Source organism: Serratia sp. CY71090 (genome assembly GCF_052166845.1).
In the GTDB taxonomy this organism is placed as follows: domain Bacteria; phylum Pseudomonadota; class Gammaproteobacteria; order Enterobacterales; family Enterobacteriaceae; genus Serratia; species Serratia nematodiphila.
This window is the reverse complement of record NZ_JBJNOA010000001.1, coordinates 993,878-1,009,736: the sequence shown is the minus strand read 5'-3', so window position 1 is coordinate 1,009,736 and position 15,859 is coordinate 993,878. Positions and strand designations below refer to the sequence as shown.

Annotated in this window: 12 protein-coding genes; 6 read left to right on the top strand and 6 right to left on the bottom strand. The window is 60.8% G+C overall.

The window, feature by feature from the left end; genetic code table 11:
• Position 1: 1 nt before the first annotated feature.
• Positions 2-814 carry a putrescine export ABC transporter ATP-binding protein SapF gene (sapF, locus tag ACJ8OK_RS04785; protein WP_016927550.1) on the top strand — a complete coding sequence of 271 codons (813 nt, stop codon included), beginning with the start codon at positions 2-4 and terminating at the stop codon, positions 812-814.
• 146 nt (positions 815-960) lie between these two features.
• On the opposite strand, the gene ACJ8OK_RS04780 is transcribed toward sapF, so the two are convergent.
• The gene (locus ACJ8OK_RS04780) at positions 961-1,110 is read right to left on the bottom strand and encodes a hypothetical protein (protein ID WP_235958099.1); all 150 of its coding nucleotides are present in this window, start codon (positions 1,108-1,110) and stop codon (positions 961-963) included.
• Between the two features lie 123 nt (positions 1,111-1,233).
• Here ACJ8OK_RS04780 and ACJ8OK_RS04775 point away from each other — a divergent pair, with 123 nt between their 5' ends.
• Positions 1,234-2,418: a CMD domain-containing protein gene (locus ACJ8OK_RS04775; protein ID WP_213929025.1), complete on the top strand. Its 1,185-nt coding sequence runs from the start codon at positions 1,234-1,236 to the stop codon at positions 2,416-2,418.
• Positions 2,419-2,461: 43 nt separating this feature from the next.
• Here the strand turns inward: ACJ8OK_RS04775 and ACJ8OK_RS04770 are convergent, their stop codons facing one another.
• A complete protein-coding gene (locus ACJ8OK_RS04770) occupies positions 2,462-3,367 on the bottom strand; it encodes a LysR family transcriptional regulator (protein ID WP_033632921.1) in 906 nt (301 codons plus the stop codon).
• Positions 3,368-3,432: 65 nt separating this feature from the next.
• Positions 3,433-4,602, bottom strand: coding sequence for a serine-type D-Ala-D-Ala carboxypeptidase DacD (dacD, locus tag ACJ8OK_RS04765; RefSeq protein WP_049188995.1), 1,170 nt, complete (start codon positions 4,600-4,602; stop codon positions 3,433-3,435).
• Between the two features lie 282 nt (positions 4,603-4,884).
• Between dacD and ACJ8OK_RS04760 the strand changes: the two genes are divergently transcribed.
• Entirely contained in the window at positions 4,885-7,191 is a 2,307-nt protein-coding gene (locus ACJ8OK_RS04760; RefSeq protein WP_213929026.1) for an FdhF/YdeP family oxidoreductase, read from the top strand.
• Between the two features lie 15 nt (positions 7,192-7,206).
• Here the strand turns inward: ACJ8OK_RS04760 and ACJ8OK_RS04755 are convergent, their stop codons facing one another.
• Positions 7,207-8,061 (bottom strand): LysR family transcriptional regulator, encoded by an 855-nt coding sequence (locus ACJ8OK_RS04755; protein WP_015378022.1) that lies wholly within the window; start codon positions 8,059-8,061, stop codon positions 7,207-7,209.
• Positions 8,062-8,160: 99 nt separating this feature from the next.
• Between ACJ8OK_RS04755 and gloA the strand changes: the two genes are divergently transcribed.
• Together gloA and ACJ8OK_RS04745 are read left to right on the top strand one after the other, a co-directional pair.
• On the top strand, positions 8,161-8,688 hold the full coding sequence (gloA, locus tag ACJ8OK_RS04750; protein ID WP_004930603.1) for a lactoylglutathione lyase: 528 nt from the start codon (positions 8,161-8,163) through the stop codon (positions 8,686-8,688).
• Positions 8,689-8,873: 185 nt separating this feature from the next.
• A complete protein-coding gene (locus ACJ8OK_RS04745; RefSeq protein WP_060559725.1) occupies positions 8,874-10,808 on the top strand; it encodes an exoribonuclease II in 1,935 nt (644 codons plus the stop codon).
• A gap of 74 nt (positions 10,809-10,882) precedes the next feature.
• Here ACJ8OK_RS04745 and ACJ8OK_RS04740 read toward each other — a convergent pair whose 3' ends face one another.
• On the bottom strand, positions 10,883-12,172 hold the full coding sequence (locus ACJ8OK_RS04740; RefSeq protein WP_442530442.1) for an MFS transporter: 1,290 nt from the start codon (positions 12,170-12,172) through the stop codon (positions 10,883-10,885).
• 51 nt (positions 12,173-12,223) lie between these two features.
• Complete coding sequence (locus tag ACJ8OK_RS04735; protein WP_082996740.1) at positions 12,224-13,387, bottom strand: M20 aminoacylase family protein; 1,164 nt, start codon at positions 13,385-13,387, stop codon at positions 12,224-12,226.
• A 385-nt stretch (positions 13,388-13,772) separates the two neighbouring features.
• On the opposite strand from ACJ8OK_RS04735, the gene ACJ8OK_RS04730 reads away from it, so the two are divergent.
• Complete coding sequence (locus ACJ8OK_RS04730; protein WP_261440810.1) at positions 13,773-15,839, top strand: carbon starvation CstA family protein; 2,067 nt, start codon at positions 13,773-13,775, stop codon at positions 15,837-15,839.
• The last annotated feature ends 20 nt before the right edge of the window (positions 15,840-15,859 follow it).

Sequence of the window (15,859 nt, the reverse complement as noted above, 5' to 3'; positions counted from 1 at the left end):
CATGGAAACGCTGTTGGAAGTGCGCAACCTGAGCAAAACCTACCGCTACCGCACCGGGCTGTTCCGCCGCCAGCACGTTGAGGCGGTGAAATCGGTCAGCTTTACCCTGCGCGAAGGCCAGACGCTGGCGGTGATCGGCGAGAACGGCTCCGGCAAATCCACGCTGGCGAAGATGCTCTCCGGCATGGTGGAGCCGACCGCCGGCGAGCTGTTGATCGACGATCATCCGCTGGCGTTCGGCGACTATCGCTATCGCAGCCAGCGTATTCGCATGATTTTTCAGGATCCGAGCACCTCGCTCAACCCGCGCCAGCGCATCGGCCAGCTGCTGGATGCGCCGCTGCGGCTGAACACCGATCTTGAGCCCGCCGAGCGCGAGCAGCGTATCAACCAGACGCTGCGCCAGGTCGGCATGCTGCCGGATCACGCCTACTACTATCCGCACATGCTGGCCTCCGGGCAAAAACAGCGCGTCGCGCTGGCGCGCGCGCTGATCCTGCAACCGAAGGTGATCGTCGCCGATGAGGCGCTGGCCTCGCTGGACATGTCGATGCGCTCGCAAATCATCAACCTGATGCTGGAGCTGCAGGAAAAACACGGTATTTCCTATATCTACGTCACCCAGCACCTCGGCATGATGAAGCATATCAGCGACCAGGTGCTGGTGATGCACGAAGGGGAAATCGTCGAACGCGGCAGCACCGCGGAGGTGTTGGCGGCGCCGCTGCACGAATTGACCAAGCGCCTTATCGCCAGCCACTTCGGCGAGGCGCTGACCGCCGATGCCTGGCGGCGCGACGGCGGCCGCTTCTGAGTCACACCTTCACCTACAAACCCGCTGCGGCGGGTTTTTTATCACCTTGCGCGCCTGCCGCTTAGCGAGAAAGCGCACATGCAAATTACATTCTTGTTATATATCCTTATATTTTATTCCTTTCAGTTATTGATTAGTCCGTAACATTATTTTATCTCGCCAGGGCGATCGGTGAGGATATCCCCTACGTTGCACTTCTCATACGACAGGATATCGCACTGATGAACAGCATTCGCCATCGCCGCCTTACGCAGTTTCTGCTCACGCTGGCAGCCGGTTTTTCTGTTTACGGCCACGCCCTCTGCTGTGATGAGCTGCGCTAAAACCGCCTTTCGCCCCGCCTGCGGGCATGTTGCCTCTTTGTCCAGCCGACGCTGCCGCGCAGCGGCGGCTGTTGATCATGATTAAGGATTGACCCTATGGAACGACTCCGTCGACAACATAATGCCCAGTGGTATCACGAAACCCAAAGCAGCGTGCGGGGCGATGCGCCGCTGGAACCGCAGGCGGCCACCCTTCGCGATCGCTTTCTGCTGGGGCTGGGCGCCTTCGCCGATGAAGCGTTAAACGCTGCGCTACGCGCTCGCGCCGGCGTGTTCAGCGCCTCGTTGGCCGGCTACCACGCCCTGTTTCCCGATCAGGTGCCATTATCACGATACGTGACATTGTCACCTTACGATCGCCTCAGCACCGCGCTGACCGTCGCCCAGGTGACGGGCGTGCAGTCGCTCTGTAGCCACTATGCCGCCCGCCTCGCCCCGCTGCACAGCCCGGACGCTTCCCGGGAAAGCAATATCCGCCTCGCCCAGATCACCCAATACGCCCGCCAGCTTGCCAGCCAGCCCACGCTGATTTGCCGCAAGGCGCTGCAACAGCTTGGCGACGTCGGGCTGAGCCCGGCGGATATCGTCACCTTTTCGCAAATCATCGGTTTTGTCAGCTATCAGGCGCGCGTGGTCGCGGGCGTCGCGGCGTTGGCCGGCCGGCCGGCAGTGGTGGTGCCCGGTTTCCCTAACGTCGAAGACGCCGATGGCGTCGCGTTCAGTGCCGAAGAGTTAAGCTGGACCGCGCGTCTGCCGCCAATCGACACGGAAGCCGCCGCCGCCGAACAGCTTGACGTGCTGGATCAGAGCCACCCGCAGGCGCGCGCCGAATCTTATTATCTGTTGTTGGCGCACGATGCCGCCGCACTGCGCGAGCGCAACGGGGTGTTCAACGGCATCAATGCCGAAGGATATGGGTTATCGAGTCGCCTCAAGGCGCTGGCGACGCTGGCGGTCTCACGCATCAACGGCAGCCGCTATTGCGCATCCACGGTGACGCAAGAGCTCCAGGACGACGGACTGGCCCAGGCGCTGTTCGCCGGGCTGCCTCAGGGGCTGGCATTTACCGAGGATGCCGTCAAACGCGCGGTGATCCACACCGCCGCCGAACTGACGCGCGCACCGGAGAAATTTACCCCGCAGAGCGTGCAGCCGTTGTTCAACAGCGGCCTGAATCAGGCGCAGGCGCTGGAAGTGATCCTCACCGCCGCGCTCTACGCCTGGGAAAATCGCCTGCGCCAAACGCTGGGCGATGCGGAATCTTTCAGCGCTACCGACTGAATACCACTACGCGGCTAATTACTGGACGCAATACATTCTTCCTTCAGATATTTTGCCGCCGCAACCACTCGCTGGCGGCATCGAAAAACTTCTGCGCCAACGGCGTGGCGCGCTCCGCCATATCGACCACCACCGCCGCATGACGCGGCATGGCGGCGATGGCCACCGGCCGCCGCTGCAGTTCCGGCATCAGCGGCGATTGCAACTGGCCGCGCGGGAACAGTCCGCAGCCCAAGCCGACGAAAATGCCCTCGAGCAGCTGGAAGATAGAGGCAGTCTCCAGCCGCGGGTGCAGCGTCAACCCGGCGTCGCGGAAGTGCTGATCGAGATAGCGGCGAAAATACCGTGTCGGCTCGGCCAGGCACAGCGGCAAGGCGGCCACCGCCTCCAGCGGCAACGGCGTGTCGCCCACCAGCTTAGGGAAGTGTTGCGGATGAAATACCAGCTCGACGCCGGTTTCCACCAGCGGTTGTGATTGAAAATGCAGTTCCTTCAGCGTCGACAGCTCGAAAAAGCCGATGCCGATGTCGACGGTATGCGCCGTCAACGCCTCCAACAGTTGATCGGCGCTCAGCACCGCCAGCCGGTAATCAAGATGCGGATAACGCTCGCTGACCGCCTTGAGCATTTCCGCCACCGAGATGCTGCACTGCGGCACCACGCCAAGGCGCAACGTACCGTGCAAACCGTGCTTGAGCGACTCCACCTCCAGCTTCAGCCCTTGGTAAACCGAGACGATCTCACGCGCCCACGCCAGCACCCGCTCGCCTTCGGCGGTAAAACCGCCGAAATGGTTGCCGCGGTTAATCAGCGAAACGCCCAGTTCTTTTTCCAGGTTTTTCAATCGCATGGACAGCGTCGGCTGGCTGACGAAGCTGGCCTCCGCCGCCCGGCCGAAGTGGCGTTCCCGTTCTAAATTACACAAATAAATCAGTTGTTTAATATCCATAGCGCGGCTCAATGATCGGCATTCGCGCTCAGTATACCACCGGGCGTCGTCGCTCGCCCGGTGAGTCAGAGCTTCAGCTTCATGTAATCCATCAGGCGTGAGAACACGCCGCCCTGCGGCACCGCCTGCAGCGCCACCAGCGGCAGGGTTTTCACCACCTGGCCATTATCGCTGATGCGGATCTCGCCAACGGTTTGTCCTTTGTTGACCGGCGCTTCCAGCCGCGCAGCATTGATCACGTACTGCGCCTTCAGTTTGTCCGCCTCGCTTTTCGGCAGGCTCAGCGACTGGTCCTGCGCACTGCCGACCGGCAAGCGGTGGCTTTCGCCGTACCAGACCGGCTCTTCCCCCAGGCTCTGGCCGGCGCTGAACAGGTGCACCGTGGTAAAGTCGCGCAGCCCCCACGTCAACAGCTTACGCGCCTGTTCCTCGCGGCCTTTGGAACTTTTGCCGCCCATCACCACGGCGATCAGGCGGCGATCTCCTTCGGTGGCGGAGGCGATGATGTTGAAGCCGGCCGAGGCGGTGTGCCCGGTTTTCAGGCCGTCGACGTGCAGAGTCTTATCCCACAGCAGGCCGTTGCGGTTCTGCTGCGTGATGCCGTTCCAGGTCAGCGATTTCTCGCTGTACATGTGGTATTCCGCCGGCTCGCTCATGATGATGGCGCGCGCGATCACCGCCAGATCGCCGGCGGTGGTGAACTGCCCTGGCGCATCCAGCCCGTGCACCGTCTCAAAATGGGTGTTCTGCAATCCCAGCTGGGCGCTCTTCTCATTCATCAGCTTGACGAAGTTGGCCTGACTTCCGGCGACATAGTCCGCCATCGCCACGCACGCGTCGTTGCCGGAATCAATGATGATGCCGCGGCTGAGATCGCGAACCGTGACCCTGTCACCTGGCTTCAGAAACATCAGCGAGGATCCTTTGAACACCGGGTTGCCCTGCGCCCAGGCGTCTTTCCCCACGGTGACGACATCGTCGAGGCCAATCTTATGCTGGTCGAGCGCATGGTCGATCACCAACCCGGTCATCAGTTTGGTCAGGCTGGCCGGATTGCGCCGCTCGTCGGCATTGCCGGCGGCCAACACCTGGCCAGTGGTGTAATCCATCAAAACGTAAGAGGCGGCGTCTATCGCTGGCGGAGTCATGGCGGGAAAATGGGACGCCGTTTCCGCCGCCTGCGCCGCCAAAGGCAGTAACATACCGCCGATCACTACTGATACTGAACGCTTCACGCTGTGTTCCTCTGGCCCGCAGGCTAAATAAAATGCCAATATAATCCGCGAGATAGACTGCATGAATTCAATTTCAGGCGAAACCATTACTCTTTTGCAGCGGGTGTCTTTATGCAACCATTTGTTTAGGTCAACATCCATCTGCGATAGATATGCTCTATGCCGCCATTGCACCATTCGATTAGACGCCCGCCTTCCGCGCCCCTAAACTTGTGACATAAATACGCAAAACGCATAAAAAAGCGTTTACTTTTTAGCTACAACCACCTGCGAAGTGTCACCATGAAATTCAAACCGTCAATCAAGCCTTATACCGGCCCGGCGGGCGGCTGGGGTTCGCTTGAAGCCACCACCCGCTTTGTCCTCGACAGTAAACAAACGCTAAAAAACATGCGCAACCTGATGCGCGTCAACAAGGCGCGCGGCTTCGACTGCCCCGGTTGCGCCTGGGGCGACGATAATCACAGCACCTTCAGCTTTTGCGAAAACGGCGCCAAAGCGGTCAGTTGGGAAGCGACGCGCAGCGCCGTGGAGCCTGAGTTCTTCGCCGCCCACAGCGTCAGCACCCTGCAGCAGCAAAGCGACTATTTCCTCGAATACCAGGGACGCCTCACCCATCCGATGCGCTACAACGCCGAAACCGACCACTATGAGCCTATTCATTGGCCGGACGCACTGGCGCTGATCGCCAAACACATCAACGGCATGGACACCCCGAACCAGATCGAGCTGTATACCTCGGGCCGCGCCAGCAACGAAGCGTCGTACCTTTATCAGCTGTTTGGCCGCATGCTCGGCACCAGCAACTTCCCCGACTGTTCCAATATGTGCCACGAGGCGAGCGGCGTTGGGCTGAAACAGAGCATCGGCGTCGGCAAAGGCACCATCCGCATCGATGACTTCGAAAAGGCCGATGCCATCTTCGTGTTCGGTCAAAACCCCGGCACCAACCACCCGCGCATGCTGCACAGCCTGAAAAACGCCGCCCGACGCGGCGCGCGCATCGTCAGCTTTAACACCCTGCGCGAGCGTGGGCTGGAAAGATTCGCCGATCCGCAGGATCCGGTGCAGATGCTGACGCCAAAATCCTCGCCGATCAGCTCCTCCTATTACCAACCGAATCTGGGCGGCGATATGGCGGCGGTGCGCGGCATGGTGAAAGCGCTGCTTGAAACCCACCGCCAGCGGCTGGCCGCCGGTGAGCCCCCCCTGTTTGACCTGGCGTTTATCGAGCGGCACAGCGTCGGCGTGGAGGCATACCTGGCGCAGGTGGACGCCACCGAGTGGCGGACCATTACCGCGCAATCGGGTCTGAGCGAAGCGCAATTGCGCCAGGCGGCGGCCACCTACCAGGGCGCTGAACGAGTGATCTGCACCTGGGCGATGGGCGTGACTCAGCATAAGCACTCTATTGCGACGGTGCGTGAAATCACCAACCTGCAGCTGCTGTTCGGGCAACTGGGCAAACCGGGCGCCGGTCTGTGCCCGGTACGCGGCCACAGCAACGTTCAGGGCAACCGCACCATGGGGATCGATGAGAAGTCGCCCAAAGCGCTGCTCGACAGTCTGGAACGCCACTTTAACTTCACCGCCAATCGCGCGGTGGGCCACAACACGGTGGAAGCGATCGAAGCAATGCTGCGCGGCGAAGTGAAAGTGCTGATCGCGCTGGGCGGCAATCTGGCCGCCGCGGCGCCGGACACCGAGCGCACCGCCCGCGCCCTGCGCAACTGCGATTTGACGGTGCACATCAGCACCAAACTTAACCGCAGCCACCTGGTGACCGGCAAAGACGCGCTGATCCTGCCGACGCTCGGCCGCACCGAACTGGACATGCAGGCCAGCGGCTCACAGTACATCACGGTCGAGGATTCTTTCAGCATGGTTCACGCCTCGGAAGGCATCGGCAAACCGCTGGCGGATACGCAACGTTCGGAAACGGCGATCGTCTGCGGCATCGCCGACGCGGTGCTGGGCACACAGCAGCTGGACTGGCTGGAACTGGCCGACGACTACTCGCTGATCCGCGATCATATCGCCGCCACCATTCCCGGCTTTGAGGATTTCAACCGGCGCTGCGAGCAGCCCGGCGGATTCTACCTGGGCAATGCCGCCGCCGAACTGCGCTTCGCCACGCCGAGCGGCAAGGCGGAATTCAGCGACGCCGCGCTGCCGACTACTCTGTTCCCGCAGCTGGGCGACGTGCAAGCGCCGTTTACCCTGCAGACGCTGCGCTCGCACGATCAGTACAACACCACCATCTATGGTCTGGATGACCGCTACCGCGGCGTTTACGGTCAGCGCGAAGTGCTGTTCATCCATCCGGAAGATCTGGCGGCGCTGGGCCTGCAGGATGGCGAACGGGTAGAGATAGAAACCCTGTGGAACGACGGCGTGGTGCGTAAGGTGGATGGATTCAAGCTGGTGAGTTACGACATCCCGCGTGGCAATCTGGCGGCCTACTACCCGGAAACCAACCCGCTGGTGCCGCTGGCCAGCTTCGGCGACGGCACCGGCACCCCGACCTCAAAGTCGATTCCGGTGGTGATCCGCCGCAGCGAGCAGCAGCCGTCGCTGCGCATCGCCTGAAAACGCGCGCCCGGTTCACGCCGGGCGCGCCAATATTTCCAGGATAGTCTGCAATTCCTCGGACAGCTGATGCCGCCGCCAGACGAAATAGAGATCGCTCACGCCCTCCTCGCCCATTTCCACCACCTTCAGCCCCGGCGCCGGCAAGATCAGCGGCAGCAACGAACCCGGCACGCAGGCGACGCCGCAGCCGGCCTGCACGCAGGCCGCCATCGCGGCATAAGATTCCATTTCCAGCGTCATGCGAGGTTTCAGCCCGCGCGAGGCCAGCCAGTGATCGACCTTCAGCCGGAACGAGCACTCGCGGCTGAACGTGTAAAACTCCAGCGGCGCCAGCGTGGCGGCGTCGGGCTGCCCGACATCCGCCGGCATCAGCAGCACCAGCCGTTCGTCAAACGCCTTTTGGCTGGCCAGCAGCGGATGCTCAATTGGGCCGTCGGTGATCGCCAGATCGAGATCGCTGTCGATCAACATGCGTTCCAGCACCAGCGAGTCGCGGCTCAGCACGTTTATGTGCAAATGAGGCTGTAAACGGCGCAGCCGGGCAATGCGCGCCGGCAAGTGACTGACCAGCGAAAAATCCAGCGCGCCGAGGTTTAACAGCCCATGCTGTTGCTCGCCGGCGAACAGCTGCTTGCTGCGCTCGGCCTGCGCCACGATGTCGCGCGCCTGCTGATAGAACAGCCGTCCTTTGGGATTCACGTACAGCCGGTTCTTGTCGCGGAAAAACAGCTCGCCGCCCAGCGACTCCTCCAGCTCGCGCAGCCGCAGCGTGACGTTGGAAGGCACGCAGTGCAGCTCGCGGGCGGCGGCGGCAATGGTTTTGTGTTCCACCACGGTGCAGAAAAACTTCAGCTGACTCAGCTTCATTTATCATTCACTTTTAGTTAGTGTTTTAGTTAAAAACAATCACTTTAGATTAGCATCGATTTCATCTACAGTCTGCCGACACCCTGAGGAGGATCTCTGATGCCACTGAATGACCTACTGACGCTGCCCGGCGTGGCGGCCCAACCGGACGCGGTAACCGACGGTTACGTGTTCAACCACACCATGATCCGCGTGAAAGACCTGACCAAGGCGCTGGATTTCTATACCCGCGTACTGGGCTTTACCCCGGTCTATCTGGAAACGTTCGAAGAAGCCGCTTTCACCATCTGCTACCTGACGCGCAGCCCGCGCGAGCAGATCCCGCAGGATGACGACGAACGCAAACGCTGGGCGCTGAGCCAACCGGGCATTCTCGAACTGACCCATAACCACGGCACCGAAAATCAGGCGGATTTCCACTACCACAACGGCAACGGCGAGCCGCGCGGCTTTGGCCACCTGTGCGTCACGGTGCCGGACGTGCGCGCCGCCTGTGAGCGTTTTGAGCGCCTGGGCGTCACCTTCCAGAAACGCCTGCATGAAGGCCGCATGAACTACGTGGCGTTCATTCGCGATCCGGACGATTACTGGATTGAAATCCTGCAGCCGACGCCGCTGCAGGACTGATTGCCCCCTCCTTCACCCCGGCCCTCGCGCCGGGGTTTTTCATCTATCGCACTTCGATTGACCATTCTTGCGCAAAATCGCGCGGCAACGCGGGGTTCCGTGACGTTAGGCTTGCTCGCAGCGGGTGATTCGCGTAAAACTGTCAGCCGCAAATCTTGCCACTCACAACCCATTCACTGGACGATATGTTTCAAGATAACCCGCTGCTGGCGCAGCTTAAACAGCAACTTCACTCTCAGACCCCGCGCGTTGAAGGCGTCGTGAAAGGGACTGAGAAAGGCTTTGGCTTTCTTGAAGTAGACGGTCAAAAAAGTTACTTCATTCCACCGCCGTACATGAAGAAAGTCATGCACGGGGATCGCATTATCGCCACCCTGCACACCGAGAAAGAGCGCGAAATCGCCGAGCCGGAAACCCTGGTCGAGCCGTTCCTGTCGCGCTTTGTCGGCCGCGTGCAAAAGCGCGACGATCGTCTGTCCATCGTGCCCGATCATCCGTTGCTGAAAGAGGCGATTCCGTGCCGCCCGGTGCGTGAATTGACCCACAACTTCCAGGCTGGCGACTGGGCGGTGGCGGAAATGCGCCGCCATCCGCTGAAAGGCGATCGCGGCTTCAACGCCGATCTGACCCAGTTTATCACCAACGGTGAAGACCATTTCGCCCCGTGGTGGGTGACGCTGGCGCGTCACAACCTGGAAAAAGAGGCGCCGGAGATGCAGGCCCTCAGCGAGCCGAACGCGGCGCTGGTGCGTGAAGATCTGACCGCGCTCGAATTCGTCACCATCGACAGCGCCAGCACCGAGGACATGGACGATGCGCTGTACGTGACCGACAACGCTGACGGTTCGCTGCAGTTGACCATCGCCATCGCCGATCCGACCGCCTACGTCGAGCAAGGCAGCAAGCTGGACGATATCGCCCGCGTGCGCGCCTTCACCAACTACCTGCCGGGCTTTAACATCCCGATGCTGCCGCGCGATCTGTCGGACAACCTGTGCTCGCTGCGCCCTAATGAGCGCCGCCAGGTGCTGGCCTGCCGCGTAACCATCGCCGCCGACGGCGCGCTGGGCGACGATATTCAGTTCTTCGCCGCCGAGATCGAATCCAAAGCCAAACTGGTGTACGACGAAGTTTCCGACTGGCTGGAAGGCATTGCCGGCTGGCAGCCGCCGAGCGACGCCATCGCACAACAGATCACCCTGCTGAAACGCGTTTGCGACGCGCGCAACGCCTGGCGTCACCAGCATGCGCTGGTATTCAAAGATCGCCCGGACTACCGCTTCGTGCTGGGTGAAAAAGGCGACGTGCTGGAGATCGTCACCGAGCAGCGCCGCAGCGCCAACCGCATCGTTGAAGAGTGCATGATCGCCGCCAACGTCTGCGCCGCCATCGTGCTGCGCGATCGCCTGGGCTTCGGCGTGTACAACGTGCACACCGGTTTCGATCCTGCGCTGGTTGAGCAAGCGGTCACCGTATTGCAGGCTAACGGCGTGGAAGCCGAAGCCGAAAAACTGCTGACCCTTGAGGGCTTCTGCGAACTGCGCCGCCATCTGGATGCGCAGCCGACTCAGTTCCTTGACAGTCGTATCCGTCGCTTCCAAACCTTCGCGGAGATCAGCACCACGCCGGGGCCGCACTTCGGTCTGGGGCTGGAGGCTTACGCCACCTGGACATCGCCGATCCGTAAATACGGCGACATGGTCAACCATCGCCTGCTGAAGGCAATCATCAACCAGCAATCGGCCGAAAAACCGCAGGATGACGTAACGGTGCAGCTGGCGGAACGCCGCCGCCTGAACCGCATGGCGGAACGCGACGTCGGCGACTGGCTGTACGCCCGCTTCCTGCAGGACAAGGCCGGTACCGATACCCGCTTCAACGCCGAGATTATCGACGTGACACGCGGCGGCCTGCGTGTGCGCCTGCTGGACAACGGCGCGGTTGCCTTCATCCCGGCGCCGTTTATTCACGCGGTGCGTGACGAGATGCAGTGCAGCCAGGAAACCGGCACCGTGCAGATCAAAGGTGAAGTGGTTTACCGCCAGAGCGACACCTTGCAGGTCACCATCGCTGAAGTGCGCATGGAAACCCGCAGCGTAATCGCCCGCCCTGCGGCCTGAACGCCAACCTGAAGCGGCCGCAACGCAAAACGCCGACGGTGAGAACCGCCGGCGTTTTTATCGCCCCGCGTCTGCTAGCGCAGCGGATCGCCGCCGGTTTCACGCAACAGCGGCAACGCGGCCAGCGAGATCAGCGTTGCCAACATCAGATAGCCGGCGGGCGCCAGCAGCGAACCGCTGAGCGCGATCGACTGTGAAGCGATGTATTGGGCAAAGCCGCCGAAAATTGCGACGCCAAGGCTATAAACCAACGCAAACCCCAACGCGCGTACCCGCTGCGGAAACAGCTCGGAAATCACCAACAGCGTGGGAACAGACCCCAACGTCGTTAGCCCAACCATCAGCGTAACCACGCTCAGCAACACCGCCGGATGCGGCGCCACCGTCAGCAGCCAGAAAACCGGCAACGCCAGCAGCAAAATGGCGATCCGCGCCCAGCGGATCAGCGGCAGACGGCCATAGCGATCGCACCAGCCCCCTACCAGCAAACTGCCGCCGAAAGTGATGATCCCGGCCAGCAGCATCGCGGCATAACCGTAAGTCTGCGCCATACCCAGATACTTCACCGCAAAGGTACCGAGATAATACATAGAAATGTACGTGGCAACCGTGGCGCCGATGGTCAACATCACGCCGAGCACCACCGCACGCGAGTGCCGGCGCAGCTGCACAGGCGGCTCCTGAGTGCGCGGCATCGGCGGACGGTCGCTTTCCAGCCCGAGGCGCAGCCAGCAACCGAGCGGAGCAAGCGCCACGCCGATAAAGAAAGGAATGCGCCAGCCCCATTCAGCCATCGCGTTCGGTTCGCCCGAAAGCAGCGGCAGCGCGGCGCTCAACCCCAGCGCTGTCACACCGCCAATCACGCTGGCGATGCCCTGCGTCGCCAGTGACCAGCTGGAATAGAAGCCGCGCCGATTGGGCGGCGCCGACTCCACCAGCAACGACATCGACGCCCCCACCTCTCCGCCCGCCGCCCCCCCCTGGATAAGGCGCGCCACCACCAGCGTGATGGTTCCCCAATAGCCGGCGCTGGCGTAGGTCGGCGCAAAGCCGATCATCGCCGTACCCAGGCTCATCAGTGAAATCGTCAGGATCATCGCCGGTTTGCGGCCGCGGCGATCGGCATAGGCGCCGATCAAAATACCGCCCAGAGGCCGCATAATAAAACTGACGCCGAACGTGGCGAACGCCAGCAGCAACGCCAGATTAGGATCGCTCGACGGCGGAAAGAACAGCACACTGATATAAATGACGAAGAAGTTATAAATGCCGAAGTCGAAAAATTCCAGCGCATTACCGAAGGAGGCGGCAAATATCACTTTCTTGCCGCCCGTCTTCGACGGCGCGTTTATTTCTGATTGCATCACCGCCGTATTTTCACTCATTATTATCTTCCCTGTTATTATTTTTCTGACTTATTTTAAATACGCTTCCGCCAGCGCGCCCCAATAATGGCTGCCCGCCGCCAGGCATTCATCGTTAAAGTCGTATCCCGGGTTATGCACCATACAGCTTCCTTCACCGTCGCCATTGCCGATCAGCAGATAGCAGCCTCGCGGCTGCGCCTCAAGCATGAAGGTGAAATCTTCGCTGCCCATCAGCGGCTTAGCGCCGTAGTGCGCGCGCGCGGCGCCAAACTGCTGCTGCGCCACCTGATGCGCGAAGCGCGTCATAGCCTCATCGTTAACCAATACCGGAGCGCCGTTGATGTGGTTCACGATTGCCGTGGCGCCGAAGCTTTGCGCCTGCGCCTGAATCAGCGCAGGAATGCGCGTTAACAGCGTTGTTCGCCATTCGCGCCCCAGCGATCGCACGCTGAGCTTCATTTCCGCACTATCAGGGATCACATTGGCCGCCTCACCGGCTTTAATGCTGCCGACGGTGATCACCGCCGCTTCAAGCGGATTGGTATTGCGCGATACGATGCTCTGCAGCGCAATGACAATGTGCGAAGCCACCAGCACCGGATCGACGGTCAAATGCGGCATGGCGCCGTGGCCGCCACGCCCCTGTATCGTGACCACAATCTGATCCGAAGAAGCCATAAAGGGACCGTGCTGGAAAAAGAACTCGCCGGCGGGCAACCCAGGCATATTATGCATGGCGAAAATGGCGTCGCAGGGGAAGCGTTCGAACAGCCCCTGTTCCACCATGCGCGCACCGCCATCCAGCGTCTCTTCCGCCGGCTGGAAAATCACATGCAATGTGCCGTTGAAATTGCGCGTTTGCGCCAGGTAACGCGCAGCGCCAAGCAACATGGTGGTATGCCCGTCGTGGCCGCAGCCATGCATGCGGTTGGCTACGCTGCTGCTCCAGGGTTTGCCGTTGTTTTCCTCGAGCGGCAAGGCGTCCATATCGGCGCGCAGCCCGAGGCTTTTCACGCCGTCACCCACCCGCAGCGTCCCCACCACACCAGTGCCCGCCAATCCGCGGTGCACCTCATAGCCCCACGAACTCAAATAGTCCGCCACCAAATCGCTGGTACGAAACTCCTCGAAGCCAAGCTCCGGGTGCTGGTGAATATCATGACGAATCGCCGTGAGCTGCGGTAAATACCCTTCAATAACTTTATTTATCATAATTAAATCCCTTTTCTTTCCCTATTATTTATTTAATGAATGAATAAACATGCGGATGAAAATAAAGGTATAACACGATGCGCGCCATTTTATTTCGGCACACCTCTACAGATGAAATAATAAGCCGACAAACGCCGCACCCAGATAAAAAACGGCGATGATTCGCTGCATGCGCAGTAAAAGTGCAGAATGAAAATCTGTTCGGAAATGCGTGGGCGGCAGCCTGCGCCAACGGCGTTTCATCGCCTTGTTTTTACACCAAAACCCCACCTGCTTCACATTTCTCATCCGACCTGCCGCGGTTCAGCGGCAAAACTTCTACTGTTAAAACGTCATCCCTAATAACAACGTCAATTTCTACCTCTGTACGCCAAGGAGTTGTTTCATGAAAAACATCAGGTCCGGACTTATCTGGCTGCTGGTGGCGTTGGTCGGCGCTTTCGCCTTCGCCATGCTGGCGCTCAGCCGCGGCGAACACGTCAACGCCGTCTGGCTGGTGGTCGCCGCCGTCGCCTGCTACAGCATCGCCTACCGCTTCTACAGCCGGTTCATCGCCGACAAGGTCTTTGAACTGGATGACCGCCGTCTTACCCCGGCCGAACGCCACAACGACGGCCTGGACTACGTGCCCACCAACAAATGGGTGCTGTTCGGCCACCACTTCGCCGCCATCGCCGGCGCCGGGCCACTGGTGGGGCCGATCCTGGCCGCGCAGATGGGCTTCCTGCCGGGGACCATCTGGATCCTGGTCGGCGTTATGTTGGCCGGCGCGGTGCAGGATTTTCTGGTGCTGTTCATCTCCACCCGCCGCGACGGGCGTTCACTGGGGGAAATGGCTAAACAGGAACTGGGGGCGTTTGCCGGGGTGATCACCATGCTCGGCGCGCTGGGGGTGATGATCATTATTCTGTCGGCACTGGCGCTGGTGGTGGTGAAGGCGTTGGCCGACAGCCCGTGGGGGCTGTTCACTATCGCTGCCACCATCCCAATCGCGCTGTTCATGGGCATCTACATGCGTTTTATTCGTCCAGGTAAGATCGCTGAAATCTCGGTAATCGGCTTCGTGCTGATGCTGCTGGCGATCATTTACGGCGGCAATGTGGCGCAAGATCCCTACTGGGGGCCGTTCTTCACGCTGCACGGCACCACCCTGACCTGGGTGCTGGTGATCTACGGCTTCGTCGCCTCGGTGCTGCCGGTGTGGCTACTGCTGGCGCCGCGCGACTACCTTTCGACCTTTATGAAGATCGGCGTCATCATCGGTCTGGCCATCGGCATCGTCTTCGCCATGCCGGAGATGAAAATGCCGGCGGTTTCGCGCTTTATCGACGGCAGCGGCCCGGTGTTCGCCGGCGCCCTGTTCCCATTCCTGTTCATCACCATCGCCTGCGGCGCCATTTCCGGCTTCCACGCGCTGGTTTCCAGCGGCACCACGCCCAAACTGGTGGAGCGCGAAAGCCACATTCGCTTTATCGGTTACGGCGCCATGCTGATGGAGTCTTTCGTCGCCATCATGGCGCTGATCTGCGCCTCGGTGCTGGATCCGGGCGTTTACTTCGCCATGAACTCGCCGGCGGCGCTAATCGGCACCACGGTGGAAAATGCTTCGCAGGTGATTAACAGCTGGGGCTTTATCGTCACACCGGAAACGCTGGCGCTGATCGCCAAAGAGGTGGGTGAGAATTCGATACTGTCGCGCGCCGGCGGCGCCCCGACCTTCGCCGTGGGCATGGCGCACATCATCAGTGAGGTGTTCAACAGCCGGGCGATGATGGCGTTCTGGTACCACTTCGCCATTCTGTTCGAAGCGCTGTTCATCCTGACCGCCGTCGACGCCGGTACCCGCGCCTGCCGCTTTATGGTGCAGGATCTGGTGGGCGTGGCGGTGCCGCAGCTGGCCAACAACCGCTCCTGGTTCGGCAACCTGGCGGGCACCACGGTGGCGGTGGCCGGCTGGGGCTTCTTCGTGTATCAGGGGGTGGTCGATCCGCTCGGCGGCATCAATACCCTGTGGCCGCTGTTCGGCATCGGCAACCAGATGCTGGCGTCGATGGCGCTGATCCTCGGCACCGTGGTGCTGTTCAAGATGAAAAAGCAGCGCTACGCCTGGGTCACCATTCTGCCGACCGCCTGGCTGTTCGTGACCTCCATGACCGCCGGCTGGCAGAAGATCTTCCATGAGAAACCGAGCATCGGTTTCCTGGCGCAGGCGAAGAAATTCTCTACCGGCATCGAGCAAGGCACGATCATTGCGCCGGCCAAGTCGCTGAAGGACATGGAGACCATCGTGTTCAGCAACCAGATCAACGCCGCGCTGTGCGGATTCTTTATGCTGGTGGCGGTGACCATGCTGATCGCCGCCTTCTTCGCGATCCGCAGGGCGCTGCGTTCCGAACAACCGACGGCGCACGAGGTCAGCGCCGCGCTTAGGGAAGAGGCCGGCCGCAGCTAAACGAACCGAGCATCAAGCAA

Bases quoted from the DNA above. Each gene is read 5' to 3' on its own strand.
- ACJ8OK_RS04745 (WP_060559725.1), top strand. From the start codon at position 8,874: ATGTTTCAAGATAACCCGCTGCTGGCGCAGCTTAAACAGCAACTTCAC.
- ACJ8OK_RS04760 (WP_213929026.1), top strand. From the start codon at position 4,885: ATGAAATTCAAACCGTCAATCAAGCCTTATACCGGCCCGGCGGGCGGC.
- ACJ8OK_RS04770 (WP_033632921.1), bottom strand. From the start codon at position 3,367: ATGGATATTAAACAACTGATTTATTTGTGTAATTTAGAACGGGAACGC.
- ACJ8OK_RS04775 (WP_213929025.1), top strand. From the start codon at position 1,234: ATGGAACGACTCCGTCGACAACATAATGCCCAGTGGTATCACGAAACC.
- ACJ8OK_RS04740 (WP_442530442.1), bottom strand. From the start codon at position 12,172: ATGCAATCAGAAATAAACGCGCCGTCGAAGACGGGCGGCAAGAAAGTG.
- sapF (WP_016927550.1), top strand. From the start codon at position 2: ATGGAAACGCTGTTGGAAGTGCGCAACCTGAGCAAAACCTACCGCTAC.
- gloA (WP_004930603.1), top strand. From the start codon at position 8,161: ATGCCACTGAATGACCTACTGACGCTGCCCGGCGTGGCGGCCCAACCG.
- ACJ8OK_RS04735 (WP_082996740.1), bottom strand. From the start codon at position 13,387: ATGATAAATAAAGTTATTGAAGGGTATTTACCGCAGCTCACGGCGATT.
- ACJ8OK_RS04730 (WP_261440810.1), top strand. From the start codon at position 13,773: ATGAAAAACATCAGGTCCGGACTTATCTGGCTGCTGGTGGCGTTGGTC.
- ACJ8OK_RS04755 (WP_015378022.1), bottom strand. From the start codon at position 8,061: ATGAAGCTGAGTCAGCTGAAGTTTTTCTGCACCGTGGTGGAACACAAA.